Below are 17435 nucleotides of genomic sequence, written 5' to 3' on the forward strand. Positions count from 1 at the left end.
TATTTATTTATATCATAATTTGGAGGGCTTCATTGGTTTTTTATGAATTTTTAAATTTCAATTTTTGGTAAAATAATTTAGATTAGTTTTTAAATAATAAAAATTAATATTTATTTGTTTATGTTTTATTTTACCTGGAATTCTAAAAGATGTTTAGTATATTTAAGAATTCCATATTTGTCATTTCAATAAATGATTAAGGGGCTTTTTTATGGTTTCAAGTGAAAATAAAGTTCATGATTTTCATATAAAGAATATTTTAAAGAGATTGGAAGAAAAAGACTTGGATGCAATGATGGTGGCTAATTTCAACAATATCTATTATCTTTCTGGCTACTTATCTACAAGCTTTGCATTTATGATAGTCAAGGAAAATCCTATCATATTTGTATCTGGGATGGATTTGGAAAATGCAAACAACAATTCTTCTATTGATATAATCAAATATGAGTCTGCAGATCAGATGGTTGAATATTTGAATGAAGAGGAGATTAAGGACCTTGCCATCGAGTCTGATTTGACTGCAAATGCCTACCAAAAGTTTAAGGACTTTAATCTAACTATTTCTCCAGCTATTTCCATAGAAAGGATGATAAAGACCGATGATGAAATCGATAAAATATTCAAGGCTGGCGAAATTGCACATAAGTCATTGTTGGAGCTTGATGTAAGGTCAAAGCAGGAAAAGGGTGCTGAAGAATGGGAATGTGCATATGAGTTAGGCTATCTCATGAGGAAGAATGGAGCAAGCACAGAATCATTCGATACAATTTTCGCTTCAGGTCCTGTTTCTTCACTTCCCCATTCCACACCAAGGCATCACAAGTTGGATACTCCGGTATTGGTTGATTATGGTTGTAAGTTTGAAGGATATTGCTCAGACACCACCAGAACATTTGTCTATAATGAAAAGCAGGAAGAGATTTCCAAGATTGTGCTTGAGGCTCATGACAAGGCAATAAAAGCAGTTAAGGAAGGAGTAAAATCCTGTGAAGTGGATAAGGTGGCAAGGGATATAATTACAGAATATGGCTATGGGGATAAGTTCATTCATAGCACAGGGCATAGCTTTGGATTGGATATTCATGAAAGCCCGTCACTGTCCTTAAAGGATGAGACCATTCTTGAGAAGAATATGTTTGTTACAATTGAGCCTGGAATCTATCTTGAAGGGGAATTTGGTGTCAGGATAGAAGATATGGTCTTAGTTGATAAGAAGGCTAAAATAGTTGGCAATCTGCCTCCTATCCTATAATTTTATATTTTTTTAGCCTATTAATTTGTTTTATAACATTCGAACTATTTTTATATTTGATTGAAGTGCTAATATTTGTTTAATAGATTTAAAAAGAGAGTATTTCTAAAAATAGTAATTTTGAGTTAAAAATAGCTTAAAACTTAAAGTTTAAGAATTCAAAAAATGAATTCTTAACTTTAAATTTTTCTCATCATAAAAAAACGGAGTTGAAATAACTCTTATGTAATATTATATTCTTAAGATATATAATGTTTACTTTTTTGAAGGAAAGAGTTACCCTATAAAAAATATTAAAACAATTATCCTTTTTAATTCAACAGCCGGGTTCTTGGTTATTTCAGGACCATTATGAAAATTTTTAAGATCTCTAATGAATATCCTAATATATCTTCATAATGGTTTTTAAAGATATCAAATAAATATTTGAAGAAATCTTTTAGTTGACATTTCATTTCTATGCCTCCATTTTTTTATTTTTTTGATGAGAATATTTTTTTGCAGGCACAAAAACCTTCAAATATTATTTTATTTTAATATTAAATAAATATTTTGGTTTATTTCGCATTAAAATTGATTTTAAAGTGTTAAATTGTTGTCATCTCGTAAAATTGACTTCAAAATGTAAAATTGTTGTCATTTTGTTAAATTGTTGTGGGAATGTGAAATTGATTTGAAAGTGTTAAATTGTTGTCATCTCGTAAAATTGTAGTGGGGGTGTGAAATTGATTTTAAAGTGTTAAATTGTTGTCATCTCGTAAAATTGTAGTGGGGGTGTGAAATTGATTTTAAAGTGTTAAATTGTTGTCATTTTGCTAAATTGATATGAAATGGCTAAATTGATGTGAAAAAAACTATGCCATTTATTAATAAGTAAATCTAGATATTCAACAATGTTTGTTGAAGATTTAATAAATAATTTATCAAATTTTATAGAAAGCAGATTAAGCGATAAAATATTAATTTTCTTACAGGAATATTTCTTAAAGGCAGGAATATTCACTTTGGCCTCTCAAATCATTGCTATATTGTTCATTTCAATTGTTTTTACATTGATATTGGCTTTGATGATTGCATTGTTATTTTCATTTGATATTCTTATGGCAATTCTATTGGCTATTTTCATTCCTCTTTTGTCTTTTATTCTATTTGTTTTTATAAAATCCGAGCGAAGAAGGGAAGAGCTTGAAAACTCAATTCCGGACTTTTTAAGACAATTGGCTTCAATGCTGCGGGTTGGAATGAGTCTTGAGAATGCTCTTGTTGATTTGTCAGAGCATGGAAACGGCCCATTATATGATGAGCTGCGCCGTGTGGTTGTTGAGATAAGGATGGGAAAGTCTTTTGATGAATCCTTTAGGAATATGGCGAAAAGGCTTGACTCAAAGGATCTTGAACGTAGTTTTAAGATTATCTTAAATGCTCATAAGAGTGGGGGAGGTCTTGCTGATGTTATTAGTGATGTCAGTGATGATTTAAGGGCTATGCTGATTTTAAAAAGGGAAAGAAAGTCGTCTGTAATGATGTCAATCATGTTTTTGGTTTTGGCATCTGTTGTAGCTGCTCCCTTTGCTTTGGGAATGGTTGGAGTCTATTCTTCCTTTATGATTGAATTGAACAGATCAAGTGCCATCTGTCAACTTGCCCCAACGGTTGCTCTGATCTATCTGATCATTCATTCGATTTTGGCAGGATTTCTCATAGCTCTTATTATGTATGGGGATATTAAGAAAGGTGTAAAGTTTTCTATTCCAATAACCGCATTAGCATTTTTCTTATTTTATCTTATTAATGTGTTTGGACTATCCTTTTTCGGATTCTGACTAAAGTCTAGAGAAATATTTTTAAGTTTCTTTAAATTTTCAAGGAGATGTTTAGCATTTATTTAAAAAATGATTTTAATAGATTATTCAAGGAAGATAAAGCACAGGGGTCTGTAGAATTAATTTTACTTATCGGAGGCATAATTGTAATTGTTTTGGTTTGCATGTTTGTTTATAAGTCCTATATGGGGGGATTAGGTGATGAATTGGAATCTAATGAATTAGAATCATTAAATAACTCTTTTGAAGAATTATCCTCTAAATTTGAGTGATTATCTTTAATTTATTCTCTTATAATTTTTCTAGTTGAACGGTCCTTTGATAATTGGATTAATCATTTTTTCTAGTTGAATGGTCATTTGATTATTGGATTAATCATTTTTTTCTAGTTGGACTGATATTCGATTTTTGGATAAAAAATATTAATTATAAAATTAAAAATTAATTTAAACAAAACTTTAAAAGAACTAATTATAAGAATTCTTTATTAATTAAGATAATCAGTTAAAATTAGTTAAATTAATCAAAATCAATTTTAAGGAGAGTTATGATGAAAGTATTGATTGATGGAGAGGATTTTGACAGCGGCGACCATTATGAAGTAAAAAACCCATATGATGGTGAGCTTGTAGATACTGTTCCAATTTGTTTTAGGCAAGATGTAGATAGGGCCATAGATGCAGCAAATAGGGCTAAAAAGGAATTGCAGGATATGTCTGCAAAGGAAGTGTCCAATAATCTTTATTCTGCTTATGAAGAGCTCGAATCAAGAAGCGAAGAATTGGCAAAGCTTATAGTCTTGGAGGCTGGAAAGCCAATTAAGCAGGCTATTGGAGAGCTTAACAGGTCTTGTGAGACATTGAAGTTTGCAGCAGAGGAAGCCAAAAGAATCTATGGAGAATCTGTCCCTATAGATGCTACAGGTTCTGTAGATGAGCGTTTTTTGGCATTTACAAAGAAAGTACCTTTAGGTGTCGTTGGAGCAATAACTCCATTCAATTATCCGGTTAATCTTGCATTGCATAAGATAGCTCCAGCCATTGCAGCAAAGAATGCTGTTGTGGTAAAGCCTTCCACTGAAGCTCCATTAGCTGCACTTAAATTGGTTGAAATTATTGATAATCATTTCCCAAATGGGGTGATAAACTCTGTAACTGGCTATGGAAGTGAAGTTGGAGATGCATTGGTTGTTTCAGAGGGCATTGATAAGATATCATTTACTGGAAGCATTGCCACTGGATTGTTTATCTCTTCTCGAGCAGGAATGAAGAAATTGACTTTGGAGCTTGGTGGAAACGATCCATTGGTCGTTCTTGAAGATGCAGATATTGAAAAGGCAGTTAGTGCTGCGGTGTCCGGCGCATTTCTATTCTCCGGACAGGTTTGCATAGGTGTTAAAAGAATAATATTGGATAATAAGATTGCAGATGAGTTCATTGACTTATTTGTTAAAGAGGCAAGTAAATTGAAGATGGGCAATCCTATGGATGAGTCTACAGATATCGGTCCGCTTATAAATGAAAATGCTTCAATCAATGTTGAAACTGCAGTAAACAATGCTATAAAAGATGGGGCAGAACTTATTTTGGGTGGAAACCGTAAGGACTGCTTCTATGAGCCAACAATATTGGATGGTGTCAATATGTCTATGGACCTTGTTGCAAATGAAACATTCGGACCAGTTGCACCTATCATAAGGGTAGATAGAATAGATGAGGCAATAAAAGTGGCAAATGACACCAGATACGGTCTTCAAGCAGGTGTTTTCACTGAAAATGTTCATAGTGCATTAAGATGTGCAAATGAGATAGATGCAGGTTCAGTCTTAATCAATAAGGAATCCACTTTCAGAACAGATGCCATGCCATTTGGGGGATTCAAATCAAGTGGAATGGGTAAGGAAGGAATTAAATATGCAGTTGAGGATATGTGCAAGTTTAAATTGATTGCTTTTAATTGTAGGTGATTCTTTAAACTTTTTTTAAATTTTATTTTCTTCATTTAATTCTGATTTTAAAAAACTATTAATTTAATGAAAAATAAATAAAGAAATAGTTAGGAAAAATATTTGATTTCAAAAAGTTAATTTTAATAAAATCATTATTTTTTAAAAATAAATTATCATATTCATGGAGAGATTAATTTGTGGGATACAGCTAAAGATTATAGAATTTTAGTAGCTATGCATGCTCGTGAGTTATTTTTAAGAACTGTTCAAACTGGAAGTTTTAGAGGTAACTGGAATAAGAAGGCTACAATAGAAGAAACCAAAAAGATGGAAGCTGACTTAAAATCATTGCTTTACTGTTATCTTGAAGGGGATGCTCTTGCTAATTGTGAAGATGTTCAAAAGCTTGAAGATAAGGCTGGAAGAATTATAGAGTTCCTTGGCGGTGAAGATTGGAACCATAAATTCATGCAAGGGGCTCCTAAAGACGAAAGGGAAAAGACAGAAGAGAACATTGCAAAAGTAAGATTTTTCCTAGACACTATCTTAGGCCTTAGAAACAGGTTTAAGTTCGGCCCTATTGATGATCCTATCATGGGAATCGATGTAAAGGTTGGAGAGATAATGAGTGTCAGCAAGCATCCTAAAGCCGATTCCTTAATGATATGTAATGTAAATATTGGCAAAAGGGCCTTAAAGGTCGTTACCAATGATTTAACTGTTAAGGAAGGCAATAGGGTAGGGGTTTCCCTGCTTCCTCCGGCAACATTCATGGATGTTGTGTCTGAAGGAATGTTTTTAGGAATGAATGGTAGCATATTAAAAGAAGTTCAAGGTGATTTGGGTAATATGCCTAATGGAATACCTATGGAATCTTTAAATGAGACTAAAAATATGATAACTGCCTTTTTAGACAGTTAATCTGCCTTATTTTTTTATTTAATCTTTTTTTACTTTTTCTCTTTTCTTATTTTTTTTTTACGTTATTTCTTTTTTTCATTTTTCTTTTTTCACTGTTTTTAGTTTATTCCTTTTTTAATATTCGTTCTAATCATTACGAATCATTTCATTTTTCTTTTTATTTTTATATTCGTTTCATTATTTGCGAATAATTATTCTAGTTTTTAAAAATTAACCTTGTTATTATCAATGTTATTGTCAGATTCTCCACTATTTTTTTATGGCTTTTTAGATATTACATTGATATTATCAATTTTTCAAATATTTTTTGCTGTAAAATTTTAAAATTTTTCCATTACCTCATATTTTTGGCCTTATTTATTGAATTTTCCCATATTTTCAAATGATATTATCATGTTATTATCATTTTTGAAAATTTTGATTTTTTTTATTATCTATTTTTCTTATTTTCTATTTTTCCTATATGATTTCACTTATTTTTTAATTTATTCATATGGTTTAATTTTATTTCTTTATTTTCTTTTAATTTTATTATCAAATTTTAATTTTATAAGATTATTTTTAGTTAAAAAACAATAAAGTATTTATATTAGCAAATAGACATATAATATATAATAGGCTTAATTAATGTCAATTTGTTTACTTGAAATGAAATTTTCCCTAATCTCAAGTACATAAATTCATTTTCCAAGTTAATAATTCATTAGTGTATAGGCTATGTAGATATCAAATTAAAGGATTTTTATATTGTTTTCTAGACAAGCAAAACAATTCTGTTTCGATTTATTAATGTTTAATGGTGAAAAAAATGGTGGAAGTTACCCAATTATATGATTTAGATATATATACTTTAGCTGGACAATACGTAGGTCAAGTTCATGATGTAGTTCTCAATATCAGATACGGAACCATCTCTAGACTTCAAGTAAAAGCTTTAGAACCTGAAAAAAAGAGTGCAGGTTTTAGAGACATCTTCAGAGGCGGATTCCAATTTGTACCTGAAGAAGAAGTAGGAAGAACTTATCAAGAAGGTTTGCTTAACATTGAATTTGACAGAGTAACTGCTATCGGGGACATTATGTTAATTGATCCTCAAGATTTAAAAAGACCAAAACCTCCTGTAGCAGGAGAAGAAATGTCAATTCGCCCAAGACCTGAAGCTCCAAAACAAGTTCCTCAAGAAGTTCCTCAAGAAGTCGCTCCAAAACCAAAAGAAGTAATTTAATTCAATTGCTTCTTAAAATATGTTTTTAATTATTGATTATTTTTACCATATCCTTTGATTATAGTCTATATAATAAACGTATTTCTTTGTGGAAACATATTTTAAAGTAACTTCTTTAGAACTTTTATTATTATTTTTTTATATACTATTTTTTAACAATTTTTCATTCAACTATTTTTATTTTTATAATCTTCTTAGGCTATTTTTTTCCATGATTTTTAATTTTTAAAGTTTCTTTTTCTATCTATTTTTTCAGATTTTCTATCTATTTTTTCAGATATTATTTTTAAATAAGGATAGTTATTTATTAAATAAAGATTAATAAATTATATAGATAAAAAATTTAATAATATTTTATATTTCAAGATTAAAAAAATATTATAATATATTTTTTTTAAGATTAAAAAAGTAAACTTATCTTTTAAATATATTTTTAAACTTCTAATTTGATTTAAATTTAAAAACCTTTAATCTATGGTGAGAATATGATTGTTGGAATATTAGGTTGTGGCGCAATAGCCAATACAATAGTTAACGAGTTTCTATCTGATGATGGAATAGATATTAAATATTTCTATGATACAGACATTGAAAGGGCTGAGAATCTTGCCCAGATTTCTAATGGTATAGCTGTTTTAGAGATGGATGAGATGTTGGACAATGTGGATTTGGTTTTAGAGTCTGCATCCCCTATTGCTTTAAAGGTTCATGCCTTAAACATCATTGAAAACGGAAAGGACCTAATGGTTATGAGTGTTGGAGCATTGATGGATAAGGAATTTAGACAAAAGATTCATAAGGCTGCTCAAGCAAACAATGCAAAGGTCTATGCCCCATCTGGAGCCATTGTCGGTTTGGATGGAATTAAGGCGGCATCCATTGGAAAGATTAAAAAGGCTTCCCTTACTACTAGAAAATCACCTAAGTCTCTAGGTCGTGAAGTTGAAGAGGAAGAAATATTATTTGAAGGAAAGGCCTCTGAAGCTGTAGAGAGGTTTCCGGTAAACATTAATGTGGCTGCTTCCTTAAGCATTGCCTGCAATATGGATATTGACGTTAAGATAATTGTAGATCCTAAGGTAGATAGGAATGTTCACGAGGTTCTTGTTCAAGGGGACTTTGGTGAATTTAGATCAAGTTCTGAGAATGTTCCATTTGCTGCAAACCCAAAGACCAGTATGCTAGCAGCATTTTCAGCAATTAAATTATTAAAAAGCTTTAGTGAGTGTTTCTCTGTTGGTACATAGACCACTTTTTATGGTACATAGATTAAGTTTTTATGGTGCATAGATTAAGTTATTATTAGGTGAAAAGATGAAAGATTATGAAATTTATTCAAATTTAAAGGTTCCAAAGAATTCTAATATTATTTTACGTTTGGATGGCCGTAAATTTCATAGCCTAGCTAAATATTTGGCTTTAAAAAAGCCATATGACAATAATTTTGCTAAATTGATGTCTGAGGTGTCCTTAGACATTTTTAATCAGTTTTCACCTAAATTCATTTATACATTTTCAGATGAAATCAGCATATTATTGGATGAAATTCCTTTCCTTGGCCGTGTAGAAAAGTTAAATTCAGTATTCTCATCAATAGCCTCAAGTTCATTCACCTATCACTTATTAAATGATTTTAAAGATGATTTCAATATGGATAAATTGGATGAAGATGATAGGAATGTCATTTTTCCAGTTTCATTCGATTCCAGAGTAATTCCAATTGTAAATGAAGACATTTATGATTATTTCAAATGGAGGCAGGATGAGGCATGGAGAAACTGCGTTAATGCCTATGGGATTTGGGCCTTAAAGAAGGAATTCTCACCTCAAATCGCAAATGAAAAGATTAAAGGTTTAAAATCAAGCGAAATCCATGAATTATTATTTAAAAAAGGAATCAATCTTAATGACGTTGACACTTGGAAAAAGAGAGGAATTGGTATTTATAAAATAGAAAATCAAATAGAAGGATTTAATCCGGTTAAAGAAGAAAAAACAGTTTCTTATCGCAGTGAAGTTTTTGTTGATTATGAATTGGAATTGTTTAATAAGGAATATTTTTATAGGTTTTAAAACTAATTTAGATGGAATTTATTAAATTATTTAAATTTTAATTGTTTATTGAATTGTATTTATTTAAATTTTTTAAATTTTTATCGTTTATTGACATATTTATTAAATTATTTAAATTTTTATCCTTTATTGGATTGTATTTATTAAGAGTTTATTAAACAGATCTTTATCTTTAGAGGAATTATTATGGGATTTAAAGATTTAATCTCAAAATTGAATGAAAAAAATCATTTTGAAAAGGTTTGCATAGATCAAACTGTAATTGATTCAATCATTTATTATTCAAAGAAATCATATCCTGATGAGTTTTTAGCCATGTTTGACGGTTTTGTTAAGAACGAAGTTCTTTATATCAGTGGCTTAATCTTTTTAGGAGGTGAACGTTCTCATACAAGCGCTAGCTTTAATGATTGGCTGCTTCCACCTGATCAAAAGAAATGGGGAACTGTACATTCACACCCTGGTTTAAATGCAAGGCCTTCTGGCGCTGATTTGACAACATTCTCAAAATATGGTTCTTTTCATATTATTCTTTGTGAGCCTTATTCTCTTGAAACTATGATGGCTTATGATTCTTATGGGAATATGAGAGGCTTTGAAGTTGGCAATTTTGTTGATGGTAAGGATGATGAAATCTATAAAGACCTTGAGGAATTAAGAAAAGAAATAGAAGAAGAGGACGGAGAGCTCACTCCATCTATATTTGACCTAGATCAAGACTTGTCCTTTTTTGATAGCGAAGAGGTAAAAACCAATAAGTATTCTCATGAATTAGAGGATGAATTTGGGAATTTAGCCTTAGATAATGATGGCTCTAATGATTTCGATTCAAATAATTTTTCTGAGGATATCAATTCAAATAATCCAAATTCAAATGACTTCACTTCAAACCGCTTTTATCCATCAAGAAATGTCTCAGATGAAGATTTAGGTTCTATTGACTTAAATCCGCAGGTTATTAGAATAGGTGGAGAAAAAGTAAATGGTCAAAGCCCTAAATTAGGCATTATCATTGAATTTAGGGACGGGAAACCTATTTTAAAAAGTTATACTGTGGATTCTCAAGAAAATGAAGATTCTCAAGAAAAAGAGGATTCTGATAAATAATAATTCTTTGATGGGTTTAAAATTAGACTCAATAATTTTTAAAAAGAATTATTTTCTTTAATTTTGCTTATTTTTTAAAAAAAGAAAAGAAGATTAAAACTCTTGATTATATCAAGAATTTTAATAATTAATTTTTAATTGCTTATTTTTAATTTTATTTTATTTTATTTATTTTATTTACAATCTGTCTATAATTTAAGACAGGTTGCATCACTAACATTGTCTAAGTCTTTGATTTTCTTAACAGCTTCTTTAGAAGGTCTTTCATCTAATGTAAGAATCATGATGGCTTCTCCACCAGTTGAATCTCTTCCTACTTGCATGATACCAATGTTAATGTTTTCTTCACCGAATTTAGTTCCTATTGCACCAATGCTTCCAGGAATGTCTTTGTATTTGGCAATGAACATGTTTCCTTCAGGTTTTACATCTACCCAGTATCCATTTACCTTTATGATTTTAGCTTCGTGGAGGTAGGTACCTTCAGCAGACATTTGTCCTTCCTTGGTTTTTGCTGCAACTTTAATTAAGGTGTCATATCCTTCGCTGTCATCACTTACTGCTTCTGTAATGCTGATTCCTCTTGCTTTAGCAACGGTGGTAGCGTTTACTGCATTCACTGCAGTTTCAGTGACAGGGTTTAAAATTCCTTGCAAGATGGTTCTAGTGAATAGGTCTTTGCTAGGGAGCTTGTTGATTTCACCTTTGTAGGTGATTTCCAATTTGTTGATTGGGCTGCTTGTAGCTTGGGTGATAAAGCTTCCTAATTTTTCACAGAGTTCTAAGTAATCATTGGTTTCTTCAAATTCGCTGTTGTTCATGCGAGGCATATTTATGATGTTTTTAGGCATGCCTCCTTTAAATAAGGTGATTACTTCATTTGCTACAATGATTGCTGCATCCCTTTGAGCTTCTTTGGTTGATGCTGCAATGTGAGGGGTACAGACGATATTGTCCAATTCGAATAATTTATTGTTGGTTGCAGGTTCCTTTTCATATACGTCTAAACCTGCTCCAAGGATTTCTCCGTTAACTAAAGCTTCGTATAATGCATCTTCATCAATGACTCCGCCACGTGCACAGTTGAATATGAGTGCGGTGTCTTTCATCATCTTGAACTGTTCTGTGGAGATTGAGTGTTCGGTTTCTGGAGTGAGTGGAACGTGGATGGTAATTATGTCTGCTCTGGTTAATACGTCTTCAATGTCTTCGTATAATTCCACTCCCATGTTTTTAGCAACTTCAGGAGGTAAATAAGGGTCGTATGCAATTGCATCCATTTCAAATGCCTTGCATCTGTTAACCACTTGAGAACCGATTCTTCCCATACCGATTACACCAAGAGTCTTGTTTCTAAGTTCCATACCCATAAATGCTTTTTTCTCCCATTTTCCAGCTTTAGTGGATTTATCAGCGATTGCTATCTTACGGATGGTGCTTAAGATCAATCCCATTGTGTGTTCAGCTACAGTGATTGAAGTGGATTCAGGTGCATTTACAACCATGATACCTTTTTTGGTAGCTGCATTTACATCTACATTGTCTACACCTACTCCTGCTCTTGCAATGATTTTAAGATTGTCTGCCTTTTCTATTACTTCAGCAGGCAATTTTGTTCTGCTTCTAATGAGGATAGCGTCATATTCTCCAATGGTTTCTAGTAATTCTTCAGGAGTGATGCTAGTATCTACAACAACATCACATACTTCTTTTAAATTTTCTATTCCTTTTTCGTTAATTGCATCTGCGACTAATGCTTTCATTATTTCACCATTCTTTAATTGAAATAAGTTTTTAAGTAAATTTAATTGTTAATCATTTTTTGATTCTTATCAAAACTATGATTCATAGTTTAATCTATATTTCAGATTCTTATCTACATTGGTTCATAGTTTGATAATTTGTAAAAATGTTTAAATGACATATGATATGATATGGCATTGACATATGATAAAAAATATGATTATGCATTATAAGGAACTTGGATGAAATTAAAATTGTATTTTTTCGGATTTGATTAAAACCAAGCACCTTATAATATATTAATTATATCTAACATTATATTTAAATAATTTGTAAACTAGCCTTTTTTTAATCAATTTTTTATTATAATTTTTAACTTTCATTTATTTAATAAATACCTTTTTAAGGGCCTAATTGTCCATATTTTGATTTTTTATTTTTTCTAATTAGAGAATTTTCCCATTGCTTTGTTTTTAATATTCAAATTAATTTAAAAAGATTTATATACTATATGCTTCCAATTATAAAAATAGTTATTATTCATAAAAGCCGAAATAATAATTAAAAAAATTGTGAGGTATTTAAAATGGTAAAATTTGAAGAATTCCCTATTTCCAGTGCAAATTATATTCCAGGTTATAAGGTAGTTGAAGAAAAAGGATTTGTATACGGTTTAACCGTACGTGCCCGTGGCCTTGGTGGAGACATTGGTGCAGGACTAAAAGGTATATTAGGTGGAGAAATTAAGCAATATGTTAAAATGATGGAAGAGTCCAGAGAAGAATCCATTGGCCGTTGCATTGAACATGCTAAGGAATTAGGTGCAAATGCAATCATTTCAGTTAGATTGGATTCAGACAGCATCTCCCAAAACATGCAAGAAGTTTTAGCATATGGAACTGCTGTTGTTATTGAAAAGGAATAAACTCAAGCTTTTTTGGCCTTCGGCCAAAAAACCTTGACCAAAATTCCACCTTTTACTGGCCTTCGGCCAGCAAAAGCTGGACCAAAATTTTTATCTCATTTTGCTTGAGATTTACTTTTTTTACTTCTCTTTTAACTCATTATTTTTTCTATTTTTTTGAATTTTTAGACATTTTTTTTATTTTTCATCAGTCTTTTATTTTTACTATTTTTCGATAAATTTAATAATTAATTCAATTAAATTCTTATTTAGGTTTAAGAATTTATCTTTGTAATTTTATTCATAATTTAATTAATCATTAAGTTTAGGTCGTGTTTATTATTTTTAATGAAGATTTGGAATTTAAAGGAAAAAATATATCTCGTGTGGTTTTAGGAAATGCTCCTTTTCTTGCAGATGCATATTTTGGTCATAGGACTCGTTTATATAATTTAGATCTTTTAAGAAATCCAAATAATGTAAGCAAAATCATAGAAAAGTCCTATGATTGTGGAGTGAGATCCATTAATCTTGCAAATAAGGAAAACCTACTTAAGGCATTTGGGATGGCTTGTGACAATGGAGTCGAGATGCAGGCAGTTTCCACCATTGGAAAGACAGAGATGGATTATGTAATCCCTGATTATGATGAGGCAAGGCGAGAGGCCACCTGGAAGGAGGACATTGAAAACTTGGCTCAGTTCGACAATTCCATAATGCTTGTAGATGAGTTTCTTATCGACTCCTATGATTGGGATTTTATCACTGATATATTGGATGCAATCAACGATACAGGTATTCCATCTGGAATAATCACTTCTTTTCCTTTTAAAACTTCTCTAGAGCTTATTGATTCACCATTACTTGAGGATAAAAACTTATTTGACTTTTATATGATTCCGGTAAACAAGTTAGGTTATATGATGGATGTTCCTCATTTTAAGTCTGACAAGCAGGAAGAGTTGAAGTTGATGCTTGATAAGATAGACAAAAAGATAATAATCAATAAGATATTGGCTGTTGGCATTCAAAGGCCTGAGGAAGCTTTCAATTTCCTTAATACCTTGGATTTTGCAGATATGGTTTCAGTTGGCATTGCATCAGAGAGGGAAGCTGAAGAGACCTTTGGTATTTTTAAGCAAAATTTAGATTTTTTTTAAAGAACATTTATGGAAAGTGTTTTAAATATCCTATTGTTATATTATATATTGTAGATATTTTTTAAATATTAAATTCAATATCATTTTAATTATCAATTTTTTAATTTTCAATTAAAATCTATTTTGTATTTATTTTTTTATTTTTTTAAGGTGAAAATATGGACTATTTAAAGAAGATTCCCGCTATTCGTTGGAAAGATGGAAAATACGAAGAAGTGGAAGAGAAAACAGTTAGCGATGAGAATATCTATTTTTATATTGATTTATTGCCTCCTCGTAAGTTTTCCACATATCCTGCAGATTTGGAGGACTTTGGTGTAGGGTATTGCTTAGGTGATGGTCTGGTAAACTCATACGATGATATTCTAAGCATTGATATTGACGGCAAGCATATAACAATCAAAACCAAGTTCAATCATGGCGCAGATGAGGATAATAAGGAAGCAGATGAAGAAAAGCCAGATGTGGATGCTGATGTTTTAGGCTATCAAAGCGTAATGTCTGACAGTGCAGGAGGATGGAGAAGCGAGCTTAAAAAGATTGAGCCAATCGAATCCGATCTAGTTGTAAATGCAAGTGAAATAATAGAGAATATGAAAAGGCTTACAGCTAAAGCAGAGATTTGGCAAGCCACTGGAAGTGTTCATGTTGCCCAATTGGTTTATGGTGACAAATTCATTACTCGTGAGGATGTAAGCAGACACGTTGCTGTTGATAAGGTAATTGGTGCAGCAGCTAAGGCAGGATTTGACCTATCAAAGTGTTATGTGACTTATAGTGGCAGAATGCCTGCAGATATGGTTATAAAGATGGTTAGAGTAGGTGTTCCTATTTTGGTTTCCAATGCTGCTCCTGCAGGTTCCGGCTATGAGGTTGCAGTGAAAGGAAACATTACTTTAGTTGGCTTTGTGCGCAGCAATAGGTTTAATGTTTATGCTTCTACTAGTAGGATAGATTTGGATAAATAACTCAAGCTTTTTTGAGCCTTCGGCTCAAAAAACCTTGACCAAAATTTTTATCTCATTTTGCTTGAGATTTGCTATTTTTTGCTAGTTTATTTTTTAATGCTCTTAATTTTTTCATTGCTTAATCTTATTTTTTTAGTTCCTTGCACAATTTATTTTTTAATTCTCTTTTTTGACTTTAGTTAATTTTAAATATTTTAAACAAATAAAATTTATATAACTATTGTTATAATTTTTTATAAATTATTATGCTTATTTTAATTTTTCTTAAATTTAGTCAAAAAAGAGTGGTGATTAAATGTCAGATGAGAATAAAGATAATAGAGTTTATAATCTTCTAATAACTAAAGGAACAGACCCAGAAGGCCAATATGAATTTTATAAGGAGAGAATTGATAGTCAAAAGGATTTTTTATATGCTGAATATAACACTCAAGATAACGAGCTAAATGATGATTTGTTTGAAGAAGTAGATGTTATAGTATTGCTTTATGGTCTTTATCATGATAATACGGAGATTTGCGATGAGTTAATAAAAAAATCAAAAGAATTGAGCATTCCTTTTCTTTTGGTTCGCTCTTTTGGTGTTGAATGGATATTGCAGGATTTGGAAAGTAAGGCTGATGCAGTGGTTGGATGGAATGGGCATTGCATTGTTGATGCAATTAAAACCCTTGTTGATGGTGGTGGCGAGTGGATCAAACCATGTGATATTGAAGAGGAATATTAAAATATTTCCATCTATCAATATTTTATGGTTCTCTCATTATTTCTATTTTTTAAGCTTAGTAAGGTATAAATTAGCTAGAATTACAATTATGGCAAGTATGCAAAGTCCAATAATGATTGGGTTTTTTATTCCAGTCATATAGGTCATAATAACTGCAATTATTATTGCTATGATTAAAATAATTGTGTAATGTTTTGAATTAAGTTCCATATCAATTCTCCTTTCTTTAAATTCTTTACGTGAAATTGCATGATTTTTCATGAAATCGCATGTGATGTATAATTTTGTACATTTTATTCTATTGTTTGTACATAATAAAACAACTTTTTTTCATTGGATTTTTCTATATTTATTTTTGTTTTTCTATATTTTTTCTAAGGTCATTTTTTTTTTTTTTTTTATTGTGGATTAAAGAATTCAATTATTTCTTCTTTCCTTAATCAACTTTAAAAACTCCTTGGAATTTTCAAATTCTTTCATCTCCCAAGACTTTATTACTGGAATTCCATCAATGGAATCCTTAATCTTATCGTCTGCAAGGACAAAGAACGGATCTGAAGAGGTTACAAGGGAAAGATCCTTTAAGCTTATTGCCATTTTCTTCAATGTCTTTGTATTCTGCTCATCTTGAACATTTAAATTTGCAATCAAAGGGTTGTCTTTCTTTTTGGTAGCTATTTCAGCTTTTGCAAGTGCATCAAATGGGCTCTTGTTTGTGGAAACCACACCAAATCCTAATTTAGCAAGATTTTGAGCGTTTGTTCCTTGTGTCTGATTTAGATTGCTTGTATCTGCCTTTAGCTTAATGTCTTCTTGATAAGGCTCAAAAAGGTCAATGTCAAGAGTGATCTTTGTGTTTAGAATCTCTTCAAGAAGCATTGCAGTTTCTGTATTTGCCCTCACCATGCCATTTTCGTATTTGTACATGGTAGCCCTTGAAACGTGAGCAAGGTCAGCCAAATCCTTTAATGATAGGTTATATTCCTCTCTGTATTCCTTTAGGACATTTCCATTGATTTGAACATAATATCCTCCACGGTCTGCTAGAATTTCCGGATATTCGTCATAGATAATCATATTTTTAAGAGTCTGAAGCCCAATGGCTGGAAGACCATGCCTTTCATAGACAACATCCTCTTCAAGGATGTGATTTTTGGATTTTAGCCCTACTATGATTGGGCTTGCTAGGAAAACATTGGAAATCTGCCTTATTTCTTCAACGTGAGATTCGTTAATGCTATCAATATTTACGAGGATTTTTAAAAGTAGAATGAGCAGTTTCTTTCGAGCAACTATATCAAAGCAGCTTTGATCATATATATTGGATGTTTCAAAGCCCTCCTTGTTTAGCAATTGATAAACTTCTCTTATTAATTGATTCCTATTAGTTACAGCCATAGGATTACCTCGTTTTTTTGATAGTCATTACTAATTTTTCAGATAATAATTTTTAGATAATAATAATTATTTTTTTATTTTTATACATAAACTTATTAATTTCCATAAACTTATAATTTTTAAATTAAGATAATTTTTATTAATTAGTTTAAATAAATTTTAATAATATTATTATCTTTTTAG

Annotated in this window: 16 protein-coding genes; 13 read left to right on the forward strand and 3 right to left on the reverse strand. The window is 31.0% G+C overall.

Annotation, left to right across the window (positions count from 1 at the left end):
- The first annotated feature begins 211 nt into the window (after positions 1 to 211).
- The 9 genes from MRU_RS03400 to MRU_RS03440 all read left to right on the forward strand — a co-directional run bounded on the left by MRU_RS03400 (position 212) and on the right by MRU_RS03440 (position 10352).
- A complete protein-coding gene (locus MRU_RS03400; RefSeq protein ID WP_012955471.1) occupies positions 212 to 1255 on the forward strand; it encodes a M24 family metallopeptidase in 1044 nt (347 codons plus the stop codon).
- Between the two features lie 893 nt (positions 1256 to 2148).
- Complete coding sequence (locus MRU_RS03405; protein ID WP_012955472.1) at positions 2149 to 3078, forward strand: type II secretion system F family protein; 930 nt, start codon at positions 2149 to 2151, stop codon at positions 3076 to 3078.
- A 47-nt stretch (positions 3079 to 3125) separates the two neighbouring features.
- Positions 3126 to 3350: a class III signal peptide-containing protein gene (locus tag MRU_RS03410; protein WP_012955473.1), complete on the forward strand. Its 225-nt coding sequence runs from the start codon at positions 3126 to 3128 to the stop codon at positions 3348 to 3350.
- A 278-nt stretch (positions 3351 to 3628) separates the two neighbouring features.
- A complete protein-coding gene (locus MRU_RS03415; protein WP_012955474.1) occupies positions 3629 to 5044 on the forward strand; it encodes a lactaldehyde dehydrogenase in 1416 nt (471 codons plus the stop codon).
- 177 nt (positions 5045 to 5221) lie between these two features.
- Positions 5222 to 5947 (forward strand): tRNA-binding protein, encoded by a 726-nt coding sequence (locus MRU_RS03420; RefSeq protein WP_012955475.1) that lies wholly within the window; start codon positions 5222 to 5224, stop codon positions 5945 to 5947.
- 808 nt (positions 5948 to 6755) lie between these two features.
- Entirely contained in the window at positions 6756 to 7172 is a 417-nt protein-coding gene (locus MRU_RS03425; protein WP_012955476.1) for a PRC-barrel domain-containing protein, read from the forward strand.
- A 485-nt stretch (positions 7173 to 7657) separates the two neighbouring features.
- Positions 7658 to 8419, forward strand: coding sequence for an aspartate dehydrogenase (locus MRU_RS03430; protein ID WP_012955477.1), 762 nt, complete (start codon positions 7658 to 7660; stop codon positions 8417 to 8419).
- A 67-nt stretch (positions 8420 to 8486) separates the two neighbouring features.
- Complete coding sequence (locus tag MRU_RS03435) at positions 8487 to 9245, forward strand: tRNA(His) guanylyltransferase Thg1 family protein (protein WP_012955478.1); 759 nt, start codon at positions 8487 to 8489, stop codon at positions 9243 to 9245.
- Positions 9246 to 9431: 186 nt separating this feature from the next.
- Positions 9432 to 10352 carry a Mov34/MPN/PAD-1 family protein gene (locus tag MRU_RS03440; protein ID WP_012955479.1) on the forward strand — a complete coding sequence of 307 codons (921 nt, stop codon included), beginning with the start codon at positions 9432 to 9434 and terminating at the stop codon, positions 10350 to 10352.
- A gap of 188 nt (positions 10353 to 10540) precedes the next feature.
- Here MRU_RS03440 and serA read toward each other — a convergent pair whose 3' ends face one another.
- A complete protein-coding gene (gene serA / locus MRU_RS03445) occupies positions 10541 to 12115 on the reverse strand; it encodes a phosphoglycerate dehydrogenase (RefSeq protein WP_012955480.1) in 1575 nt (524 codons plus the stop codon).
- A gap of 566 nt (positions 12116 to 12681) precedes the next feature.
- Here serA and MRU_RS03450 point away from each other — a divergent pair.
- The 4 genes from MRU_RS03450 to MRU_RS03465 all read left to right on the forward strand — a co-directional run bounded on the left by MRU_RS03450 (position 12682) and on the right by MRU_RS03465 (position 15854).
- Complete coding sequence (locus tag MRU_RS03450; protein WP_012955481.1) at positions 12682 to 13020, forward strand: heavy metal-binding domain-containing protein; 339 nt, start codon at positions 12682 to 12684, stop codon at positions 13018 to 13020.
- Between the two features lie 335 nt (positions 13021 to 13355).
- A complete protein-coding gene (locus MRU_RS03455; protein ID WP_227717048.1) occupies positions 13356 to 14159 on the forward strand; it encodes a hypothetical protein in 804 nt (267 codons plus the stop codon).
- 158 nt (positions 14160 to 14317) lie between these two features.
- Positions 14318 to 15127: a formate dehydrogenase accessory sulfurtransferase FdhD gene (gene fdhD / locus MRU_RS03460; protein ID WP_012955483.1), complete on the forward strand. Its 810-nt coding sequence runs from the start codon at positions 14318 to 14320 to the stop codon at positions 15125 to 15127.
- Positions 15128 to 15422: 295 nt separating this feature from the next.
- Positions 15423 to 15854 (forward strand): hypothetical protein, encoded by a 432-nt coding sequence (locus tag MRU_RS03465; RefSeq protein ID WP_012955484.1) that lies wholly within the window; start codon positions 15423 to 15425, stop codon positions 15852 to 15854.
- A 42-nt stretch (positions 15855 to 15896) separates the two neighbouring features.
- Here MRU_RS03465 and MRU_RS11660 read toward each other — a convergent pair whose 3' ends face one another.
- A complete protein-coding gene (locus tag MRU_RS11660) occupies positions 15897 to 16115 on the reverse strand; it encodes a hypothetical protein (protein ID WP_143714296.1) in 219 nt (72 codons plus the stop codon).
- 156 nt (positions 16116 to 16271) lie between these two features.
- A complete protein-coding gene (locus MRU_RS03470; protein ID WP_012955486.1) occupies positions 16272 to 17252 on the reverse strand; it encodes a transcriptional regulator in 981 nt (326 codons plus the stop codon).
- Between the last annotated feature and the right edge of the window lie 183 nt (positions 17253 to 17435).

The sequence above is a fragment of the Methanobrevibacter ruminantium M1 genome (genome assembly GCF_000024185.1).
Classification (GTDB): Archaea; Methanobacteriota; Methanobacteria; order Methanobacteriales; family Methanobacteriaceae; genus Methanobrevibacter; species Methanobrevibacter ruminantium.

Bases quoted from the DNA above. Each gene is read 5' to 3' on its own strand.
- MRU_RS03450 (WP_012955481.1), top strand. From the start codon at position 12,682: ATGGTAAAATTTGAAGAATTCCCTATTTCCAGTGCAAATTATATTCCA.
- MRU_RS03470 (WP_012955486.1), bottom strand. From the start codon at position 17,252: ATGGCTGTAACTAATAGGAATCAATTAATAAGAGAAGTTTATCAATTG.
- MRU_RS11660 (WP_143714296.1), bottom strand. From the start codon at position 16,115: ATGAAAAATCATGCAATTTCACGTAAAGAATTTAAAGAAAGGAGAATT.
- MRU_RS03400 (WP_012955471.1), top strand. From the start codon at position 212: ATGGTTTCAAGTGAAAATAAAGTTCATGATTTTCATATAAAGAATATT.
- fdhD (WP_012955483.1), top strand. From the start codon at position 14,318: ATGGACTATTTAAAGAAGATTCCCGCTATTCGTTGGAAAGATGGAAAA.
- MRU_RS03425 (WP_012955476.1), top strand. From the start codon at position 6,756: ATGGTGGAAGTTACCCAATTATATGATTTAGATATATATACTTTAGCT.
- MRU_RS03410 (WP_012955473.1), top strand. From the start codon at position 3,126: ATGTTTAGCATTTATTTAAAAAATGATTTTAATAGATTATTCAAGGAA.
- MRU_RS03465 (WP_012955484.1), top strand. From the start codon at position 15,423: ATGTCAGATGAGAATAAAGATAATAGAGTTTATAATCTTCTAATAACT.
- MRU_RS03415 (WP_012955474.1), top strand. From the start codon at position 3,629: ATGAAAGTATTGATTGATGGAGAGGATTTTGACAGCGGCGACCATTAT.
- serA (WP_012955480.1), bottom strand. From the start codon at position 12,115: ATGAAAGCATTAGTCGCAGATGCAATTAACGAAAAAGGAATAGAAAAT.
- MRU_RS03440 (WP_012955479.1), top strand. From the start codon at position 9,432: ATGGGATTTAAAGATTTAATCTCAAAATTGAATGAAAAAAATCATTTT.
- MRU_RS03435 (WP_012955478.1), top strand. From the start codon at position 8,487: ATGAAAGATTATGAAATTTATTCAAATTTAAAGGTTCCAAAGAATTCT.
- MRU_RS03430 (WP_012955477.1), top strand. From the start codon at position 7,658: ATGATTGTTGGAATATTAGGTTGTGGCGCAATAGCCAATACAATAGTT.
- MRU_RS03405 (WP_012955472.1), top strand. From the start codon at position 2,149: ATGTTTGTTGAAGATTTAATAAATAATTTATCAAATTTTATAGAAAGC.